This is a genomic window from Bacteroides sp. AF39-11AC (assembly GCF_003474285.1).
In the GTDB taxonomy this organism is placed as follows: Bacteria; Bacteroidota; Bacteroidia; order Bacteroidales; family Bacteroidaceae; genus Bacteroides.
On sequence record NZ_QROH01000003.1, the window covers coordinates 665,488 to 684,739 of the forward strand.

At 43.2% G+C, this 19,252-nt stretch carries 14 protein-coding genes and 1 pseudogene; 3 read left to right on the forward strand and 12 right to left on the reverse strand.

Going from position 1 to position 19,252, the window contains the following annotated elements; all coding sequences use genetic code 11:
* Positions 1-57: 57 nt before the first annotated feature.
* On the forward strand, positions 58-246 hold the full coding sequence (locus DW036_RS08325) for a hypothetical protein (protein ID WP_007664451.1): 189 nt from the start codon (positions 58-60) through the stop codon (positions 244-246).
* A 34-nt stretch (positions 247-280) separates the two neighbouring features.
* Here the strand turns inward: DW036_RS08325 and DW036_RS08330 are convergent, their stop codons facing one another.
* The 7 genes and pseudogenes from DW036_RS08330 to DW036_RS08355 all read right to left on the reverse strand — a co-directional run bounded on the left by DW036_RS08330 (position 281) and on the right by DW036_RS08355 (position 8,592).
* Positions 281-1,168 (reverse strand): PfkB family carbohydrate kinase, encoded by an 888-nt coding sequence (locus DW036_RS08330; RefSeq protein WP_118462963.1) that lies wholly within the window; start codon positions 1,166-1,168, stop codon positions 281-283.
* Positions 1,169-1,235: 67 nt separating this feature from the next.
* Positions 1,236-4,004 (reverse strand): substrate-binding domain-containing protein, encoded by a 2,769-nt coding sequence (locus tag DW036_RS08335; protein ID WP_118462966.1) that lies wholly within the window; start codon positions 4,002-4,004, stop codon positions 1,236-1,238.
* A gap of 366 nt (positions 4,005-4,370) precedes the next feature.
* Positions 4,371-4,898, reverse strand: coding sequence for a methylated-DNA--[protein]-cysteine S-methyltransferase (locus DW036_RS08340; RefSeq protein ID WP_118462969.1), 528 nt, complete (start codon positions 4,896-4,898; stop codon positions 4,371-4,373).
* 110 nt (positions 4,899-5,008) lie between these two features.
* Entirely contained in the window at positions 5,009-5,134 is a 126-nt protein-coding gene (locus tag DW036_RS26180; protein ID WP_147401447.1) for a GPW/gp25 family protein, read from the reverse strand.
* A 69-nt stretch (positions 5,135-5,203) separates the two neighbouring features.
* Positions 5,204-5,505, reverse strand: a pseudogene (locus DW036_RS26235) (PAAR domain-containing protein).
* A 50-nt stretch (positions 5,506-5,555) separates the two neighbouring features.
* Complete coding sequence (locus tag DW036_RS08350) at positions 5,556-6,269, reverse strand: phage baseplate assembly protein V (RefSeq protein ID WP_233560353.1); 714 nt, start codon at positions 6,267-6,269, stop codon at positions 5,556-5,558.
* 133 nt (positions 6,270-6,402) lie between these two features.
* Positions 6,403-8,592, reverse strand: a complete 2,190-nt coding sequence (locus tag DW036_RS08355; protein ID WP_118462971.1) for an alpha-galactosidase — start codon at positions 8,590-8,592, stop codon at positions 6,403-6,405.
* A 352-nt stretch (positions 8,593-8,944) separates the two neighbouring features.
* Here DW036_RS08355 and DW036_RS08360 point away from each other — a divergent pair, with 352 nt between their 5' ends.
* Positions 8,945-10,369 carry an MAC/perforin domain-containing protein gene (locus tag DW036_RS08360; RefSeq protein WP_118462973.1) on the forward strand — a complete coding sequence of 475 codons (1,425 nt, stop codon included), beginning with the start codon at positions 8,945-8,947 and terminating at the stop codon, positions 10,367-10,369.
* Between the two features lie 100 nt (positions 10,370-10,469).
* On the opposite strand, the gene DW036_RS08365 is transcribed toward DW036_RS08360, so the two are convergent.
* Positions 10,470-11,357 carry a carbohydrate kinase gene (locus DW036_RS08365; RefSeq protein ID WP_118462975.1) on the reverse strand — a complete coding sequence of 296 codons (888 nt, stop codon included), beginning with the start codon at positions 11,355-11,357 and terminating at the stop codon, positions 10,470-10,472.
* A 35-nt stretch (positions 11,358-11,392) separates the two neighbouring features.
* Positions 11,393-12,571, reverse strand: coding sequence for an MFS transporter (locus tag DW036_RS08370; protein WP_118462977.1), 1,179 nt, complete (start codon positions 12,569-12,571; stop codon positions 11,393-11,395).
* A 205-nt stretch (positions 12,572-12,776) separates the two neighbouring features.
* On the opposite strand from DW036_RS08370, the gene DW036_RS08375 reads away from it, so the two are divergent.
* Entirely contained in the window at positions 12,777-13,649 is an 873-nt protein-coding gene (locus tag DW036_RS08375) for an aldose 1-epimerase family protein (protein ID WP_118462979.1), read from the forward strand.
* A gap of 160 nt (positions 13,650-13,809) precedes the next feature.
* Here the strand turns inward: DW036_RS08375 and DW036_RS08380 are convergent, their stop codons facing one another.
* From DW036_RS08380 to DW036_RS08390, 3 genes are all read right to left on the reverse strand, one after another.
* Positions 13,810-15,612 (reverse strand): GH32 C-terminal domain-containing protein, encoded by a 1,803-nt coding sequence (locus DW036_RS08380; RefSeq protein WP_118462981.1) that lies wholly within the window; start codon positions 15,610-15,612, stop codon positions 13,810-13,812.
* Between the two features lie 107 nt (positions 15,613-15,719).
* On the reverse strand, positions 15,720-17,744 hold the full coding sequence (locus tag DW036_RS08385) for a glycoside hydrolase family 172 protein (protein WP_233560360.1): 2,025 nt from the start codon (positions 17,742-17,744) through the stop codon (positions 15,720-15,722).
* Between the two features lie 35 nt (positions 17,745-17,779).
* Complete coding sequence (locus DW036_RS08390; RefSeq protein WP_233560354.1) at positions 17,780-19,249, reverse strand: glycoside hydrolase family 32 protein; 1,470 nt, start codon at positions 19,247-19,249, stop codon at positions 17,780-17,782.
* Positions 19,250-19,252: the final 3 nt, after the last annotated feature.

Consider the following 19,252-nt stretch of genomic DNA (forward strand, 5'->3'; position numbering starts at 1 on the left):
GCACCGTGAACCGGATGTAGCCTTTATTTGTTTTTAAATTAATAAACAACGAACATTATGATTGGATTTATTATTTGGATTATTGGCTTGATACTTGCAATCAAAGCCGTATTGGAAATTATGAAATGGAAAGTAGATGGAGTGAAAAAACTATTAGTCGCCATCCTTGTTTTGCTCACCAGCTGGATCGGACTGATCTTTTATTATTTCTGGGGAAGAGATAATCTGCCACAGATGTTGAAATAGACAGGTCTATCTGTATATAAAAGAAAATGCCGTATTAAATTACGGCATTTTCTTTTTTTATTAAGCTATGAACTTCTTCTTCCGTTCCACCGAACGGACCATAACTCTGCAACTTTACAGAACACATGGCAGCGGCAAAGCAACCGGCTTCCTGATAGGATGCTCCTCTTTTACGCATATATAGATAGCCTGCCATATATGTATCTCCACAGCCTGTGGCATCAGCTACATTTTCTACCGGATAGGCAGGTATTTCATAGAATCGCTTATCAACATAGATGAGTGAACCTTTATCTCCCAAGGTAAGCAAGACTTCCTTCACTCCCCATTCTGCCAATTTCACAGCAGCATCATAAGGATCCGTGCACTGCGTAAGTACCTCCATTTCATGCTCATTCGCTTTCAGAATATGGATATACTTCAAGGCTTCTTCTTTTTCAAGCCAGTCCACTGCCAATACTTCTTCATTCTGTACTTCACGCAAATAACCCTGTACATCAAGAGACAATAGCCCTTTCCCGGCAAGATGTTTAATGACGTCTAATGAAAAATCATCCGCCAATAAACTGCCCAGATGATAGATCCCAGAATTTACCTCCTGCAAACCTTCAATTGTGAAAGGATCAGCCTTAGCTGTGACCCGCTGCTTTCTTTCATTAGTGTCTTCCCCATAAATATTCTCAAAGCAAATGGAATGAGTGCTGGGAAGTACTTTCACTTCAATGCCGTCTCTTCTCAAATCATTCACCATCGGCATCTCGCTATCAGCCAAAGCAGTAACAAGTTGGAATCCTTCAGTATTCAGGTGTTTAATGGCATGCGCAAAATAGAAAGAGGTTCCTCCAGGCATGTGCACTGTTTTCTGCGGAGTAACTACTTTATCCAAAGTAATATATCCAATGCAACAAAGATCGTATTTCATAAAATATTCAATTCCTTTTTGATATTGCAAAAGTAGGCAATTATTATCACTTCCTACCCTTGTTATGCTATAAATTCTTCCGCTTCAAGAAATCCGTCGGACTTTCGCCAAATTGTTCTTTATAACACTTTGTGAAATAAGAAGGAGAAGAGAAACCTACTTCATAGGCAATTTCCGCAACTGTCATCTCGGAAGAAGCCAACAAGGAAGTTGCCTTCTTAAGACGTGCCTGGCGCAGCAATTCATTGGGAGCATAGTTCGTAAGCGATTTCAATTTACGATAAAGCTGTACACGGCTCAACCCCATATCTTTGCCTAAGTCTTCCACATTCAGTTCCGGATCTCTCATTTTCTCCTCCACCAAAGACTTAAAGCGGGAAACGAAATCTTTATCGATATCACATATATTCTCTTTTGCCAATGTCTGATTATCACCAAAGAACTGCCGAAGCTGGCGACGGGAGTCTATCAAGTTCCGGATACGGGACAATAACAATTGGGAATTAAAAGGCTTGGATATATAAGAGTCTGCACCGCCATTATACCCCTGGATGCGTTGTTCATCAAGCGAGCAGGCCGTAAGAAGGATAACGGGGATATGACAAGTCTGCAACTCTGTCTTCAGTCTCCGGCAACACTCTACCCCGTCCATACCGGGCATCATAACATCGGATACAATCACATCGGGAACATATTTCATTGCAAGACGAATTCCCGTAGCAGCTTCCGGAGCATCCAACACATGATATTCTTCGGCAAGCAATGTTTTCACATAATTGCGGATGTCAGCATTATCGTCGATAACCAGAATTGTCGGGCGATCCGCATCTCTCGTTTCCTCCTCACCTATAGGAAAATCGGTCTCGATTAATGTGGTAGAAACTTCTGCTTCTTCACTTGGAAGAGTAACCACCGTCGGGTGATACTGAGAAATACTCTGCGCCGGAAAAAGAACAGTAAAAGTCGCCCCTTTTTCATCACTATGGGCAGTGATCTGACCGCCATGCATCTCTACAAAAGCACGAACAAGTGCCAAACCAATCCCCGTGCCAGCCTGATGCCCGTCTATCTGATAAAAACGTTCAAAGATGGCATCAACTTCTTTGGGAGAAATATGGCTACCGGAATTAAATACTGAAAAGCGGAAATTAGTAGCTTCTGCCTCCAATCGAACCATAATCTTTCCATTCTCGGGTGTATACTTCACAGCATTGGATAACAAATTGAAGTAGATACGCTCCATTTTCTCACTATCTGCCATCATACGGAAATCCGTATCAGGGGTAGCCTCAAAAGAAAAGGATATATGCTTTTTCAACAACGCCATGCGGAAAGAATCGTTCCAGCCACGAAAACTGCTCAAAAGCTCGAACGGCTCCAGATGGAGTTCCATTCGTCCGTTCTCCACTTTTCGGAAATCAAGGATTTGATTAACAAGACGAAGGAGAATATTGACATTCTTCTTCATCAGTTCCAGTAACTGGTGCGGACGTTCTCCAAGAGATTTATCGGCAAGAAGTTGATTAACAGGATCCGCAATCAACGTCAATGGGGTGCGAAAATCATGTGAGACATTGGTAAAAAAGACCAGTTTGGCATGAGTTGCCTCTTCCAATTCACGGGAAAGTTGTTCCAGTTGTTCTTTCTGCTGAATGAGCTGTTCTTTCTGTTGTGTCAGTTGCTGTTTCTGTTCTTCCAACTTCTCCTTCTGACGAGACAGTTCCCGGTTCAAGCGATTTTTAGTACGCAAAGACAGATACACGGCAACCAATAAGCCCACTACCAATAAAAGTACCAACAGACTACCATATAGCACAACTTGCTGCGTAGCATAACGGTCGAGGAACTGACTCATCTTCCCGTTCATGGTTTCTATCTTCTCGTCAAGAGTAGCTATATGTGAGGTCTGCATCTGCATAATCTGGGCATTGGTAGCATCTACGACAGAAGTTCCCAATACAGTCTCACGAGGATAATCACGTTTATTCAGAATGTCCATTGCAATCTGTATCACACGATCACCACCTGTAGGATAAATAAACGTGGCATCCAATTGCCCGTTCAGTACCTGCTCCACACCATATCCTTCACCAGGCAAAGCATCCGTACCGATAAAACGCATTTCTTCTGCCCTACCCTGCTGTTTAGCAATGTCATAAGCACCTGCAGCCATACGGTCATTCTGGGCATACACCACATCTATTTCCGGAAAACGCTTCAAAAGAGTGTCCATCCTTTCTCCCGCTTCCGAACGTAACCAACCGGCATCTTCACGAGCCAGAAGTTGAATACCGGGATAGGGAGATATCGCAGAAACAAATCCTTGATGGCGATCCATGGCAGACGTAGAGCCGGTCAACCCAGCAATCTCTACAATATTACCCCGCCCATGAAGCATATTGGCTACATAATTACCTATAGCTTTTCCCAACTCATAATTATCCGCACCTATATAAGCGGTATATTTATCAGAAAGTATCTTCCGGTCGAAGACTATGACGGGAATCCCACGATCAAATGCTTCCTCTACCACCGGAGTAATGGGAGCAGCTTCATTGGGGGCAACTACAAGCAAATCTACCCCTTCCTGAATGAAATGGCGAATATCTTCTATCTGTTGTGCATTATCGTCTTTCACAGTACGAATATCCACTTCCACTCCGTCATAGAAAAGTGCTTCGCGCAGCATTTCATTGTTCATCTGGTACCGCCATTCATCGTCACTGCATTGGGAAACGCCGATACGGAAATGCACGTCGCGATGCGTACACGAAGCAGTCAGCCAAAAGAGGGAGAGCATTGGAATAAGCAACATTTGGAAAGTATATCTTCTCATCTTTTCTGGTATTAGTAACGCAAATATAAAAATATTATCATAGGAATCGTTACCTGTTTCTTAAAAAACTCTCCAATCTACTAAATTATAACATGAATGCCTGTTGCGGAATTAAAGAGTAAATAAGCTTGTGTTCATAATATTAAATACCTTCAAGACATAAAGCAAGGGTACCTTAATAGAGCAATAGGAGAAATTAGTATCTCTGCCTGCGAAGGCTAATGCGTTCCACCATGGAGAACATTACGTCCCCTTATAAGGAACATTGCGTCCCCTTATGGAGGGACGCAATGTTCCTTATAAGGGGACGAATTAACCTTCGCTATCTTAATCTTTAACCCTCACAGAAAATCTCCTTAGCTTTCACTAATGGTTCATGAATCTATCATAAAGATTAATTTCCAAGTCTAACAATCCCTTCTTAGCTCCCAATCCGCCGGCATATCCGACCAGCTTATGGTTGCTGCCAATGACACGATGACAAGGAACAAATATTGAAATAGCATTCGCTCCATTGGCAGTTGCCACTGCGCGGACCGCTTTCGGATTTCCCAGTTTTTGTGACAACTCACCATAAGATACGGTTTTACCGTAAGGGATATTCAGCAATTCCTGCCATACTGATTTCTGAAAATCCGTTCCTATGAAGAGTAATGGGATGTCGAATACTTTTCTTTTACGGGCAAAATACTCTTCCAATTGAATAGCTGCCTTTGCAATCACTTCGGAACCATTTGTATCATAAGTAGTATGCAGTGCCTTTTGTACTCGTTTGTCGATTACCGCTCTGCGTTTTTCATTTACCCAATCACACATACAAAGTTTACCCTCGAAGGAGCCAAGTATCAACTCACCATAGGGAGATTGATAATACTGAACCTGAATCATTTCCATATACTCACCATTTATATATTACTATTGAATCAACCTCTCTATCACATGTTTACAAAAGTAAGTATTTACCTCAAAGGAGACAACTATTTCTACTACAATTTCCGTATTCATCACTTCGGAAGTATACTCATGGAATGAACTCCATAATCATAACAATTCACCCGCTCGCCGGAAGACACACCAAACAGGACATCCAGACTTTGCTGAATATCCTGCTCATAAAGTACCTTATTCACAATCTTTCTGCCAGTATAGGTCAGCCTTTGCCCGGAAAGGTATCATTGCCTAATGTATACTCATACCCTTTATCCGCCTATCATCACTGTTGGGCATCCGGTGGCTATCGTGCCACCATGTGCGGTGCTATCACCCATACGAGCTGCAGGTCTGCCACCTATCATTACAGTGGAGAACCTTTTACTATTGTATCCGGCGGTCCCACGCAGACGCACATGTCACCTACGACGGCTGCCGGTATTTTCCCTATCAAAACATTCTGCACACTTGGTCCGACTATCGGGCCGCCCACATGCAGTATCGGCGAGGGAAACGCTGGGATCTGCATGGGGCAAGCGTGCATATCAGTTATTCTTGCTGCTGGAGGCATAGTTTTCAAATTAAAAGTTATAAATTAAAAATCCATTTCCTAATTGTCCATTAGTTTATCATGACCATCGCACCTTTGACGGTAGTTTGGCCCGAAGCTGAAAGTTCCGCCATGGCGTTGCCTTTAACGGTCGCACTCACTTTAGCCTGCATGTTCACGTTCAGTCCTTCCAGACTGACATCCTGCTTGGCGGTGGCGCTGATTTTTGAAGTGGCATCTATTGTGATGGCACCTTTCGCTTTCAGTGTGATATCTTTTGCCGACGAAAGGGAAATACCGCTACTGTTCATCACAATCTCGTTCTTGTTCTGGTCGGTCAGCTTGATATGCTTGTCGTCGTCACTGATTTCCACCGTGTTTTTTCCGGGAGTAGAAATCGTTATAACCTTCTTTTCCTCATTAAATTCTATCCGCATCTTCTCACGGGTAACGATAGCTTTCATATTATTCTTGGCCTCGTATTCGTAGGGCGGTTTGTGCTTCGCACCATATATTCCACCCAATATTACGGGATGCCCGGGGTCTTCATTCATAAAGCCCACCACCACTTCATCATCCGGTTCGGGCAGGAAGAAGTTACCTGATGCATTTGTGGCGTACATGGTGGAGAGCCTTGCCCAAAGCAGCTTGTTCTTTCCATCCATCCATGGCAATTCTATCTGAATACGGTATTCTTTCAGCGGATCGCCGTCCAGTTTCCTTACCACTGCCGCATGAAGTCCCTGCAAACCGGGCAAAAAACCGGAAGCGGAAGGCGATACCACATCCGTTTCATCAGTAATGTTCAGGGATGAAACTTTTTTTGATGATATGAAATGTATATAAAAACAGGTGCGCCCACTAAATTAAGCTTTAGTGGGCGCACTTATTATAAAAATATCTTTGTCAGCAACCTACTTATTGAGCAGTAAACTCAATCACGTGACTCTGAGTCGTAGCCAAACCGAATACATTCAAACCGACCTTCATCAGATAATCACCGGAGAAAACTTTTCCGTCAGCTCCTAACTTTGAAGTAACAGAAGGCATTAGATTGATTTCTTCTACTTTATACTGTTTATTCGGATCCAGACCTTGTAATTTCACTGCTATCAGTTTCTCCTGAAAGCGGGGATGGATATCGTAAGCAAACAGTACAGCTTTGTTGGTATCCTTACTCACATAGTTCAATGCCATATGATTTCCTTCATAAGGAGAAACTAAACGATACTGATCACCATCCATAATAGCATTCTGCAGGCGTTTCCAATTGGCAACGGCTGTCTGGCAATAAGTCAGTTCGTCAGCAGTAAGTTCTTTCAGGCCAATGTCAAAACCAAGCTTGCACATGGAAGCCACATCGGTACGGAATTTCACGGAAGTCGCCTTGTTCCAACTGGTCACATGAGCATCCATAGCTTTTGCCGGGAAGAATTGGGAGAAGCCCCACTGGATATAGATACGTTCTACAGGATCCGTATTATCGCTGCACCAGAACTCGGTAAAGTATTTCAGTGCTTCATAATCGCAGCGGGCACCACCACCGGAACATAGCATCATCGGGACATCAGGATAATTCTTCTTCACACGTTTCAGAACATTATAGATACCGCGGACATGGTCAATATACAACTGTCCCTGTTTATTCTTCAGATACGGAGAATAGATATTGGTGATAGGACTGTTGCAATCCCATTTGAAGAAAGCAACTTCGGGATTCTCTTTCATTATATTCTCTACAACACCATATACATAATCCTGCACTTTCGGATTGCTAAGGTCAAGCACCAACTGGTTACGATAATAATACGTGTCACGATTAGGCAGCATGATCACCCAATCCGGATGTTTCTCGAAGAGCTCACTCTTTGGATTCACCATTTCAGGCTCAATCCAGATACCGAACTTCACATCTGCATCTTTGGCAGCTTTCACCAGAGCCGGAATACCACCAGGCAATTTATTATGATTCACATCCCAGTCTCCCAAACCTGCATGATCATCTTTACGGGGATATTTGTTCGCAAACCACCCGTCGTCCAATAAGAACATATCTACACCCAGATGCTTGGCTTCCTTCATTAACTCAGCCAGTATCTCCTGGTTAAAGTTAAAGCCTGTATTTTCCCAATTATTCAGAAGAGTCAGACGACTGCCTTTACCATCTTTCAAACTATAGTTACGTGCCCACTCATGGAGATTCCGGCTACCTTTCCCAGCACCGTCATTGCTTAAAGTGAAGATAAATTCAGGGGTAGTAAACACTTCATTCGGTTTCAACTCATAGTTCGAAGCATAAGGATTGATGCCAGGGATTACGCGAAGGTTTCCTACATTGTCTACCTCAAAAGTGAAACGGAAATTACCAGTCCAGCCCAATGTACCCATCAATACGCTTCCCTGATCTTCACTGACCGGCTGATCCAGTCCCACTTCAAAGAAAGGATGCGTATGCATGGCGGCACGACTCCCCAACTTCGTATCGATCACTTTCTTACCGAACTGTAGCTGTTGGCTGCTCATTTGTGCTTCCTTCGCCCAGTCACTACTAAACTCAGTCAGGTAATAAGCTGAATTATTGAAATAAAGCATGGTAGAGGCATAGGTCGAAAGTATTACAGGTTTCTTCTCCTGATGTATGATTTCGCTCCAGGTCTTGATAACGTTTTCCTTCGGATAAGCCACATAATGCAGAGTGACATCTACCGGATACTTGTCGTCACGCAGATTGATCACAGTCTCCGTACCACCGTCAACCGCCTTAGAGGAAGAAGAAACATAATACAGGATAGTGGACGGATTGCCATCGTTATGAGTAATAGCAATGACCGGTTCAAAGTAATCTTCATTACCCGAACCGCTATATACTTCCCAACCACGCCGGCTTACACTACCATCGGCACCTGCATGGATACTCCAGCTGAAATTATTCAGATCCTGTTCATGCAATAGTTTCTCACCTAAATAAGTTTGATATAGACGACCATTATCGCCTACCTGAAGCACCAGGTCGGTATTGTCCGTAGAAATGCGGATCGTTTTGTTTTCCGCTGCATGAGTATACGATAAAGTAGCGCATGCAAAAAGGGTTACAAGTAAATTTTTCATGGTATACAATCAATTTAGTTACAAAAATATATTAATTAAAATTAGAATGAAAGACTTGCACTGAATTCCAGCGTAAACGGACGCAAATAGTTGCCACTCATACCAAAAGTCGCCCTCCTGTACTATTCACCACAAACTATTTATAATCATCGGAGCGTAGTAAAGAATAAGGTTAAGATAAGAGATCGTTTTGAAAAGCAGGCATAGGAATTTTGTGCAGTAATGTAAAATCGTCTATTATATAAGACAAGATACTTTTTCTTAAAGAAAAGACATGTTCCTATTGCCCTTTCAAATACTTCTGTTACTTTTGTCAACAGATACGAGATAACAACTAGAAAACTATTATTTTATGAAAAAGCTATTCTATTTTGTCATTCTGGCATGTATTTCATATGCATGTTCCTCAGATTCAGATTTCACCCCGGAAGATGAAACTCCTTCTGATATCTATGAACTCAAAGCTATTCCTGACAAGGAAGTCATTTTCAAAACCTACCCGGCAAGTATGAAGCAAATTCTTGGTGCGGGCTACGATGTTACTGCCGACTACTTAAGTCCAGAAGCCATAAAAGCACCTATAATAGATTTGGAGAAATTGGAAAACAGCGATGAAGATAATATCTATCGTATGCGGGCAAATGCTTCCGAACCCAGAGACTACGCTGGAGAAAATGCAACAACGTTCCTGACCGACATGACCAATAACCTAATACTGGGAGACGTAAAATCCAGGAATGCTCTATCGATCGGTACCATTCTCAAGCACAAAGAGTTCGAATCTGACTACAACCATTCTTCACAATATTCTTTTGCTTCCAGCGAACAGCTATTTACGGCGGAACGCTGGTACTTTTCGTTCTTCTATAACTCAGAAAAATATAAATACAGATACCTTACACAGGAGTTTGAAAATGATGTCGCCAGTCTGACAGCAGAAGATATCATAAACAAATATGGCACACACCTTTTAGTGGACGTCGGCATAGGGGCACGATTCAGAGGACTTTTCCGGACAGCAGTGCCTACAGCGACATCGGCTGCCAGCAGTGCAAGAATCACCTTACTCAGCGCTTTGACCAAAATAGGCCAGCAAGGTCTCTTTACCGGAAGCGGTGTCGGCGGATGGGAAGAAGAAGTGGCACAAAGCATAGGAGGCCAGCTTATACTGGAATTCTATGGAGGAAATACAAGCCTATTGACTTCACAGCCGATAACCGATGGCTTCAATGCTTGGTGGAAGTCCTTCAATGAAGAAAATTATACATTGACTAAAATCACTCAAGACAAAGTTCTTCCTATTTATGAACTGATAGCGGATGCCACCAAAAGAAAACAAGTGAAAGATGCCATAGAAAAATATATTTCCAACCAAAAGTTATCGTCTGTTTCCACAACTCCATTACTTCAGGCTTGGAATGGCAAAAATCACACATACGATACATCTTATTTAGATATTGCAGTGCACTCCAACAAAAAATACGAAGGAGCCGTTTGTTCCATCTACAAACAGCAAAGAACACATACCGTGCCTCTGTATTTATATAGCAATGGACAAAAACAACGTTTATCCATAGAGTCATTACGAGCAGACGCCGGATGGCAACTGGAAAAAGAACTGGGATATGTATATACTTCACCCGTAGACGGAGCCATTCCTCTATACGAAGCAGCAAATGAAAATGATTATTGTTACACTACAGAAGACAAACAGGAATATGGAATAGAAGGAAGTTGGAAGAAAAAAGGTATTGTATGCTACACAATGCCCTTATAATACCAAATTACTTGCCATATAAATGAATCTCCTTTATCATTACCATATCAGAATAGTAATGATAAAGGAGAAAACAATCTAATTGTAACCTTTCAGGTACTTACTCCAACCGACTCTTAAAAGCAGACGGTAATTCCGGCATAGCCCCACTCTGTGTACAAACATAAGCAGAAACTTCTACGGCCAGTTTATGTGCTTCAGGAACAGGTTTTCCACTAAGTATGGCAGATGTGAAAGCAGCAGTAAATGAATCACCCGCTCCCACAGTATCGGCAACAGGAACTTTCGGTGTGTCCTGATAAGATACTACGCCCGGAGTAAATACATAGCTGCCATTGGTTCCACAAGTCAGAATCAGCATCTTCAGATTGTATTTAGCCAGAAGTATCCAACATTTATCCTGTAAATCAATACCCGGATAGCCAAAGATGCGGCTGATTGTCACCAATTCCTCATCATTGATTTTAAGAATATTGCAACGACGCATAGATTCGCAAAGAATCTCCTTCGTATAAAATCCCTGGCGAAGATTAATATCAAAAATCTTAATCTGATCTTCTCCGTCAGGCATCGTATCCAAAAAGCGCTGGATAGTAGCCCGACTCACAGGACTGCGTTGAGCCAGAGAACCGAAACAAACGGCACGGGTAGAAAGAGCCAGCCGTTTCAAATCGTCCGTAAAAGGAATATTATCCCAAGCTACCCCCTCTTTAATTTCATAACAAGGTACACCGACAGCATCAAGAGTAACCTGTACCGTACCCGTAGGGTAATCCACCTGCTCTATCTGGCAAGTCAGCTTCTTTTGAGCAAAAACATCCAATATTTCCCGTCCGTCAGCATCATGCCCTACAGCACTTACTACACGACTGTCAAAACCAAACTGTGATACATGATAAGCGAAATTGGCAGGTGCACCACCTATTTTCTTTCCTTCGGGCAGCACATCCCAAAGTGCTTCACCCATTCCAACGATAATTTTATTCATGATACTTGTTAGATTTACTATTTATGATTTATGATTTACGACACATGAGAGATTGTCTTATTGATTTTCAATGTGTAATACAGCAGGTAAAGCACACCGACTGTCATTACCGCTACTGCACCGCTTTGTCCTACCGCATCACTTGCCAGTCCCATTGCCAACGGAAACACTGTTCCACCGAAAAGGCCCATAATCATCAGACCGGAAACTTCGTTCTTCTTGCCGGGCATATACAGCAATGCCTGCGAAAAGACAATCGAGAATATATTTGAGTTACCATAACCTATCAATGCAATGCAAATATAAATAGATGTTTTTGAATGAAAAACAAAAAGCCCTATCATTGCCAATAACATCATAAAACTACTGATAGCAAAGAACGATTTGGCATTCATCTTTCTCAAAATGAAAGAACCTGTAAAGCAACCTGCCGTACGGAATATAAAATAAAGGCTGGTAGCAAACGCAGCATCATCCAATCCCATACCCAAGCGTTCCATTAAAATCTTAGGTGCAGTAGTATTCGTGCCCACATCAATTCCCACATGGCACATAATGCCAATGAAAGAAAGCAGAATAAACGGTTTGCCCAATAGAGATAAACACTGGCCAAATGTAGAAGGTTTGCCTTCTTCTTTTTCTTCAGCGATCTGTGTCTGCCCTAATAGTAAAACAGCAATTACAGCAATTACCATATAAATAGGGAATAGCACCCGCCAGCCCAGACCAAAGGATGGGATGACCTGCGTAGCTCCCCACATGGCAATGTAAGGTGCAAGAAACGAGGCAATCGCTTTCACAAACTGTCCAAAGGTTAGACTACTTGCCAGACGGTCACCTCTGACAATATTGGAAAGTAACGGATTCAGTGAAGTCTGCATAAGCGCGTTGCCGATACCTAATAAAGAGAAAGAAATCAGCATCAGCGTATAACTATCGCCGAAAACCGGTAACAATAAAGAAGCAAAAGTTACCAGTAAACTAAGAAGTACCGTCTTTTTCTGTCCGATACGGCTCATCAACATACCTGTCGGTACGGAAAAGATTAAAAACCAGAAGAAAACCAACGAGGGGAAGATGTTAGCCTGAGAATCCGTCAGACCTAAATCAGCTTTTACATAGTTGGAGGCAATGCCTACCAGATCAACAAATCCCATGGCGAAGAAACAAAGCATCACCGGGAAGAGCTTGGATAACGAAGAATTTGATTTCATGGTTGTATGGTATTAATTTAAGTATTTCTTGCTCGGGAAAGCATGTTGCAAAGGAAGCGAATACCACGACAACGGGATAACAATTTTGTTACAAAGAATATCAATTATGATACCAGACTGTTTTTTAGCCGTATTTGAGCCCTATTATCATCCATTTTAGCTACTTTTGTACAAGTACATACAACAAACTCATAAATAAATCATTATGGAAATACTCTTTAACGGAAAACTTAGTATCGAGGTCTCTGCACATGGAGCCGAATTGTGCAGTATTTTCTCTAATGGAAAAGAATATCTGTGGCAAGCAGACCCCGCATTTTGGAAACGTCATTCACCGGTGCTCTTTCCTATCGTAGGAAGTGTGTGGGAAAATGAATATCGCAATGAAGGTACAACCTACGCCCTTACACAGCATGGATTTGCCCGCGACATGGAGTTTACGCTCATATTAGAGCATGACGACGAAGTGCGCTATCAACTTGTCAGCAACGAAGAAACACTCAAGAAATACCCCTTTCCATTTTGTCTTGAAATTGGTTATCGCATCTATGGCAAGAAAATCGATGTAACATGGGAAGTGAAGAATACCGGAGAAAAAGAAATGCATTTCCAGATTGGAGCACACCCGGCATTCTATTATCCGGATTTCGATGCAACTACAAAAGAGCGGGGTTTCTTTGGCTTTGGAAAAAAGAACAGCCTGAAATATATCCTCATTTCCGAAAAGGGCTGCGCTGATCCGGACACCAAATATTCGTTGAAGTTAACTGATGGACTGTTACCTTTAGATATACATACTTTTGATAAAGATGCACTGATATTGGAAAACAGTCAGGTACGGCAGGTTACTCTATATAATAAGGATAAGCAACCTTACCTCAGCCTGCATTTCAATGCACCTGTAGTCGGCTTGTGGTCACCTCCTTCCAAGAATGCTCCATTCGTCTGTATAGAACCGTGGTATGGTCGTTGTGACAGAGCACACTATACAGGAGAATATAAAGAAAAGGACTGGATACAGCATCTGCAACCCGAAGAAATATTCAGAGGAAAATACACTATCGAAATAGAAGAATAAAAGAGAAATAGACCAATCGGCCTATCATATCCATACCAACTCCGTATCAAAGCCGTACCAACTTCGTGTCTGGTCCAAACGCTTAGGTACGGAGCAAATACGGAGTTGGTACGGCTTTGGTGTAGATTAGGGATGGTAAAAGAGGTAAAACAGACTAATTTTACTTCAATTTATAAACCTTGAACGAACTGACCGTATAGCTTCCACCTTTAGCATAGAAACTGATGCGGTTATAAGGTTCCGATGGAAATACAAGGTTTGTCATTGCAAAACGTCCGTCCTCTCCAAATGCTTCAATACTCGATTTATCAATAAAAAGACGTAATGTCATTTCCGGATTATCCTCTATTGGAGCAAAAGTCACTATCGGGAAATCCTGGCTGAATGATACGATTCCACTCTTACTACGGTCCATTGCGAATTTCTTCTCTACCAGATTATAATAGATATCCACTTCTTCTCCTTTTGAATTAAATAGTTGGAAACCTACAATCTCAGCATTCCGGTTCTTAATTGTCATTTCAATTTCATATGTACCCGTATTATCGGAAAGCAGTTTATCCAGATTATAGGTACGGTCCACTTTGAAGGAACGTTTCTTTTCTTCTTTTTCACGTAACTTAAGCAACTCTTTGGAAGGAGAAGATTTCAGATATGTTTCGCCTGCCGAGGTATACAGACTCAGGTCACGGGGAACGGAATTGGCACTGCGATATTGAGTAGTAGGTACATTGTTGGCATATTGCCAGTTGCTCATCCATGCCAAGGCGATATGGCGTCCTTCGGGCGCATTGCTCCAGGTCACGGTAGCGTAATGGTCTTTTCCCCAGTCCATCCACTTGGTGGTTTTCGGTGATTCATTTACGAACTTCTTTCCATCGAAGGTACCTACAAAGTATTGAGTGGCACTTCCACCGAAAGGTCCGCCGGGATTAATATTACAGATTAGAACCCATTTCTTCAGTTCCGTACCTTCAATAGGCAATTCTATCAGGTCGGGACATTCCCATACACCACCATGAGCCCCCTGACCTTCACCGAAACTACTTTCATAAGCCCAGTCCTTCAGATTAGCTGAAGAGTAGATTTGCATTTCCTGACCTACGGCAAGAATCATGATCCATTTATCGGTAGCGTCATGCCAGAAAACTTTCGGATCACGGAAATCACGTTGGGTGGAAGTCAGTATAGGATTACGCGCATACTTCTTGAATGTCTTTCCGTTGTCCAGACTGTAAGCCATACTCTGCACCTGGCGATCGCTGGCTGAAGTATAGAAAGCTATGATTGCGCCGGCACCAAAACCTGCCGTATTATCCTTATCAACCACACAGGAACCGCTGAAGATAGTTCCCAACGCATCGGGCGCAATGGCTACCGGCTGATGTTCCCAATTCACCAGGTCTGTACTGGTGGCATGTCCCCAATGCATATTTCCCCACATAGAACCGTAAGGATTGTATTGATAAAACAAATGATAAACACCATCTTTATATACCATGCCGTTCGGATCATTCATCCAGCCATATTGAGGAGTGAAGTGATAAAGCGGACGGAAACTCTCGCGATTGGATGTATCAAACTCATTGGAAAGTTTCATTTCATCCCAGCAAATAGCCGTATCGGGTATCAACTGGAAGTTGAAGGAAAGTGATTTATTATCAAATCCGGAGAGATCTACCGGAACAAAATAGTCCACCTTATTTACAGCCAGACGAACATTCATATTGCGCACTACGTCATTATTGGCTATCATATACAGTTTTGCTTCCGGAGCAGCCTCTTCTACGGGAAGCAACAGAAATTTCTTCTGATTCTCAATCTGGACAATGCTCTGTCCGTCACCTAAATGTTTAATCACGAAAGGAGGATTAATAGCCTGACACGAAAAGACAGACCAGATTGTACCTATTATAAAGGTAAGGGTCCATCGCACAGTCAACAAATTGTTTTTTAAATTCATGATGTTTCTTGGTATTAAATTAAAACTGTTTTCTACAGTGCAAAGATACGCCATCAGGCAGTGTGAGGCTATCTTTTTTGTTTCAAAGTATATTACAAATGTTACATTCAGTCTAAAATAATGCAATCCAGGCCTAACAAATAGCCTTCTCCCACGGCCTGAGGGTTGGTTCCCGATATGACAGCTTTCAATGCAATCTTTCCATCAACCGGGGTGAAGGAGCCCAAAACGACGGGACCGCAAAGTGTAACTTTTGTATCATATCCGTCAAGACAGACTTGTGTGTCCTTTCCGTTCACAAAGAAAGAGGTCATACCATAATCCGCTGCTTTAGTCGCATAAACGGCAATCTTATAAGAACGGTTTTCCAGTCGGTCAAACTCGAACTCCACAAAGTCCCCCGGCTTTCCGCCGATGCAAAGAAGCTGAGTCCCACCGCTCCATTGGGCATCAACAAAGCCAAGCATGCTCTGCTTGTCAAAACGAATGGACGGAGAAGCAGCAACTGGTACCTTGTCTTCAAACTCAATACTGTTCTCCCTACGATATTTAGACAAATCGGCAGGAATGGGCAGCAATTCCTTTGTAGCCTCCTCCACCTTGGATGTTCCAACAGCTTTGGCAGCCGCATCCCCATACCAGTAAACGGTAGTTGCATAGTCCACCGTCCCGCTCACCCAACTCAACAACTCAATATCGAAACGCAGAAGCGAAGAAAACGGAATGCCATCCAGGTTCCGAGTACGGAAGAAGGTATTATAGCCGTGAGAACTCGCCTGATCGGCACGGGGAGCACCTCCAAAAGGCGTCTGAAATATCACGACCGGAGCCCATGAACTGTTGTAGTAGTCTTCTGTTCCGGTACCGAAATGAGACGGAAAGGAATCCTCGTCCACCCAAATTTTTTCATCCCCTTCTCCATACCAGGCACGCGAATGGTTATACAGAGTCAGAACATCCCCTTTGTATATGCCTCGTCCGGTCAATGTAGCAAAGTTCCACTCCCGGCAATTTGCATCATCATCCGGGCGCTCATAAACCGGAAGTCCAGTCTGCTGGCGCCAGGAAGCATGGAAATAGAGAGAACGCTCTCCCCATGACAAAGGTACCGTTCCAACTTCCATACTCACGTCTGCAGACTGTGTAGAGATATTCTGTAGTAATAACCTACCCACTGTTTTATAGGGCATCAGCCAGCGACTCACCACCTTGCCTTGTCCGTCGGCAGACAAGAACCAACTATCAACAGCTGGAGCTCCCATACCACCTCCCGAATAATCCGAAAGAGGAACCCAAACAGTAGGCAAACCATCAAAATCAGCTTTAAATATAAGATTACGCATCAGTTGGGCATAAACCGTTGAATCGGCTTTTTCAAGTTGGAAGCTGATTTCATAAACCGCATTTTCCCCTGGCGGCAAGTCAATCCACAAAGAGTCGCCCGGTTGGAGCACTTGCCGCTTCTTATCTATCTGCAAACCGGAACGGGTTTTAGGATGCAGCAAGAAATCATCTACTTTTGAAATTTTCTCACCGATGCGAACTACAGATGCTGCAGAGAAAGTTTCTACAGAGGTTCCTTCGGGATACTTGCGGTAATTGATGTGATAGTATTTGGGGGTAGGCGTAATGCCTGGTTCATCTTCAAATGTAATTTTACAGCTTCGGGCAAAAGGGATGGGCAGGAAAAGAGTATTGCCGCCTTTCCCGTCGGGGGTATAGCTGGTGTGGGGTTGAAGCAGCCCCCTACCTAATTCGGGTATTCCGAACTGCATCAAATCATAAGCAGGGACTATCCATCCGGGAGTACTTTCCCCATCAAAATAAAACCTCCAGGTTCCACGCTTGTCAACTGTAGTTATCCAGATACGAGTAATAGTTCCAGGGCCCTCTTCATCAAACATCACACGTTCAATTCTCCCATCAACCGTATCCGTGCGGACAATGCCATAGCCATCATTATTGGCAAACCATCCCGGTGAATCGGAAGACACGGAAGAGCGGTCATAACTGCTGACTTGCAGGCAATGGTATGGCACAAGCGGATAACGTGCAGATTCTTCCACGGATATCATTTCATCCAACAGGGAGTCCCAAGTCACTTGTGCCGTATCCTTCACACAAGAAGCCATCAAAGGCAACAGCAGCAGTGCAAACAATAAATTCCTCATCTCCATATCGATTTAAGCATCCAGGCATCCAGTTCCATCTTTGTCCCCTTCTTCTGCGCGAAAAGTTCAATACAAGTTTGAGCCTCACCCGGATAGGTTAATAATGTGAATACATCCTTCCCGTCATTGGCAAAGATTTCAATACTCGATTTGTCTACAAATATATGCAAACGTATCTTGTTATCCACCGGTTCCACTCTGGTATATGCCATGCGGCTGAATTTGGGAATCTGCACGTCGGAGCAATGGGTACGGTCAATCACTAGATTATATGAATCCGTATCATAGCTGACTACCACTTTGCGCCCTTCACCCACACATAAATTAAAACCAAAGATATTGGATACGTCAGTAGAAAACGAAGCATCGAGTTCGTAGACATTTTCATTGGGAACAAAGCCGGGTAACCTCTGTGTCCCCATCGATAGAGTACGTTTTACCGAAGCAGGCTTATAGCGAAGTGTTTGCAGCTGTTCGACAGGTTTCTGCACCAGCCTCACGCCTTCCTTGTATGTCTTCAGTTCCAGGTTGCGGGGAATGGACCAAAAGCCCTTTCCATACTTCGATGGAGCTACTGGTGCATAGTCCCAGGTTGCAACCCAGCCCATCGAAATCTTGGAATCCAACGTTCCGTCAAAATCCTGAAATGTACGGGATGCGTAAAAGTCCAGCCCTTTGTCCACGTATAGGGGCTCTGCAGGATGGTTCTCCATTAGCTTAAAAGAAGTGCCGTCGAAGTCTCCTATAAAGTATTGTTCCTGTGCCCAGTTTACAGATACGACCATCACCCACCTTTTCTTGTCAGAATCCCCGTCAACCGACAACTGGAATAAATCCGGGCACTCCCAAGACTTCTCACTGTCACCGGCAGGGCCGAAATCACTGGTCCAAGTCCAGCTCTTCAAATCAGGAGAGGTATAAAACTTGATTTTCTTCTCCAAGGCCTTGGCTACAACCATCACCCATTTTTGGGTCGGTTCGTGCCAGAAGACGGTAGGGTCCCTGAACTCCGTACTCCAAAGGTCCAGAACCGGATTGCCTTCATAATAATGAAACGTCTTTCCGTCATGACTGAAAGAGATACCCTGCGCCTGTTTCTTGGAATCCTTCTCAAAAACAGTGTAAGCCGCCACATAGGCACCTTTACCGAAGCCGGCCGTGTTATTCTTGTCTATGACTACAGAACCGGTGAAGTAACTGATATTGTCATCCGCTCCGGTCATGGCATAAGGGGTTATCTGTTGGTAATGTACCAAATCTGTAGATTCGACTTTACCCCACCAGTACATATGATATTTACCTTGATAGTACATGAATCCCGACGGGTCACCAATCCAGCCCTTCTCCGGACTGAAATGATACTGAGGACGATAAGGCTCTTTGTATAAACTGTCTGAATTCATTTGCGCACCGGCAGACAATGTTCCTGCCAATAAAAGCGCACCCAATATAGTTGGTATCTTCATTTT

Bases quoted from the DNA above. Each gene is read 5' to 3' on its own strand.
- DW036_RS08325 (WP_007664451.1), top strand. From the start codon at position 58: ATGATTGGATTTATTATTTGGATTATTGGCTTGATACTTGCAATCAAA.
- DW036_RS08330 (WP_118462963.1), bottom strand. From the start codon at position 1,168: ATGAAATACGATCTTTGTTGCATTGGATATATTACTTTGGATAAAGTA.
- DW036_RS08335 (WP_118462966.1), bottom strand. From the start codon at position 4,004: ATGAGAAGATATACTTTCCAAATGTTGCTTATTCCAATGCTCTCCCTC.
- DW036_RS08340 (WP_118462969.1), bottom strand. From the start codon at position 4,898: ATGGAAATGATTCAGGTTCAGTATTATCAATCTCCCTATGGTGAGTTG.
- DW036_RS08355 (WP_118462971.1), bottom strand. From the start codon at position 8,592: ATGAAAAATTTACTTGTAACCCTTTTTGCATGCGCTACTTTATCGTAT.
- DW036_RS08360 (WP_118462973.1), top strand. From the start codon at position 8,945: ATGAAAAAGCTATTCTATTTTGTCATTCTGGCATGTATTTCATATGCA.
- DW036_RS08365 (WP_118462975.1), bottom strand. From the start codon at position 11,357: ATGAATAAAATTATCGTTGGAATGGGTGAAGCACTTTGGGATGTGCTG.
- DW036_RS08370 (WP_118462977.1), bottom strand. From the start codon at position 12,571: ATGAAATCAAATTCTTCGTTATCCAAGCTCTTCCCGGTGATGCTTTGT.
- DW036_RS08375 (WP_118462979.1), top strand. From the start codon at position 12,777: ATGGAAATACTCTTTAACGGAAAACTTAGTATCGAGGTCTCTGCACAT.
- DW036_RS08380 (WP_118462981.1), bottom strand. From the start codon at position 15,612: ATGAATTTAAAAAACAATTTGTTGACTGTGCGATGGACCCTTACCTTT.
- DW036_RS08385 (WP_233560360.1), bottom strand. From the start codon at position 17,744: ATGGCTTCTTGTGTGAAGGATACGGCACAAGTGACTTGGGACTCCCTG.
- DW036_RS08390 (WP_233560354.1), bottom strand. From the start codon at position 19,249: ATGAAGATACCAACTATATTGGGTGCGCTTTTATTGGCAGGAACATTG.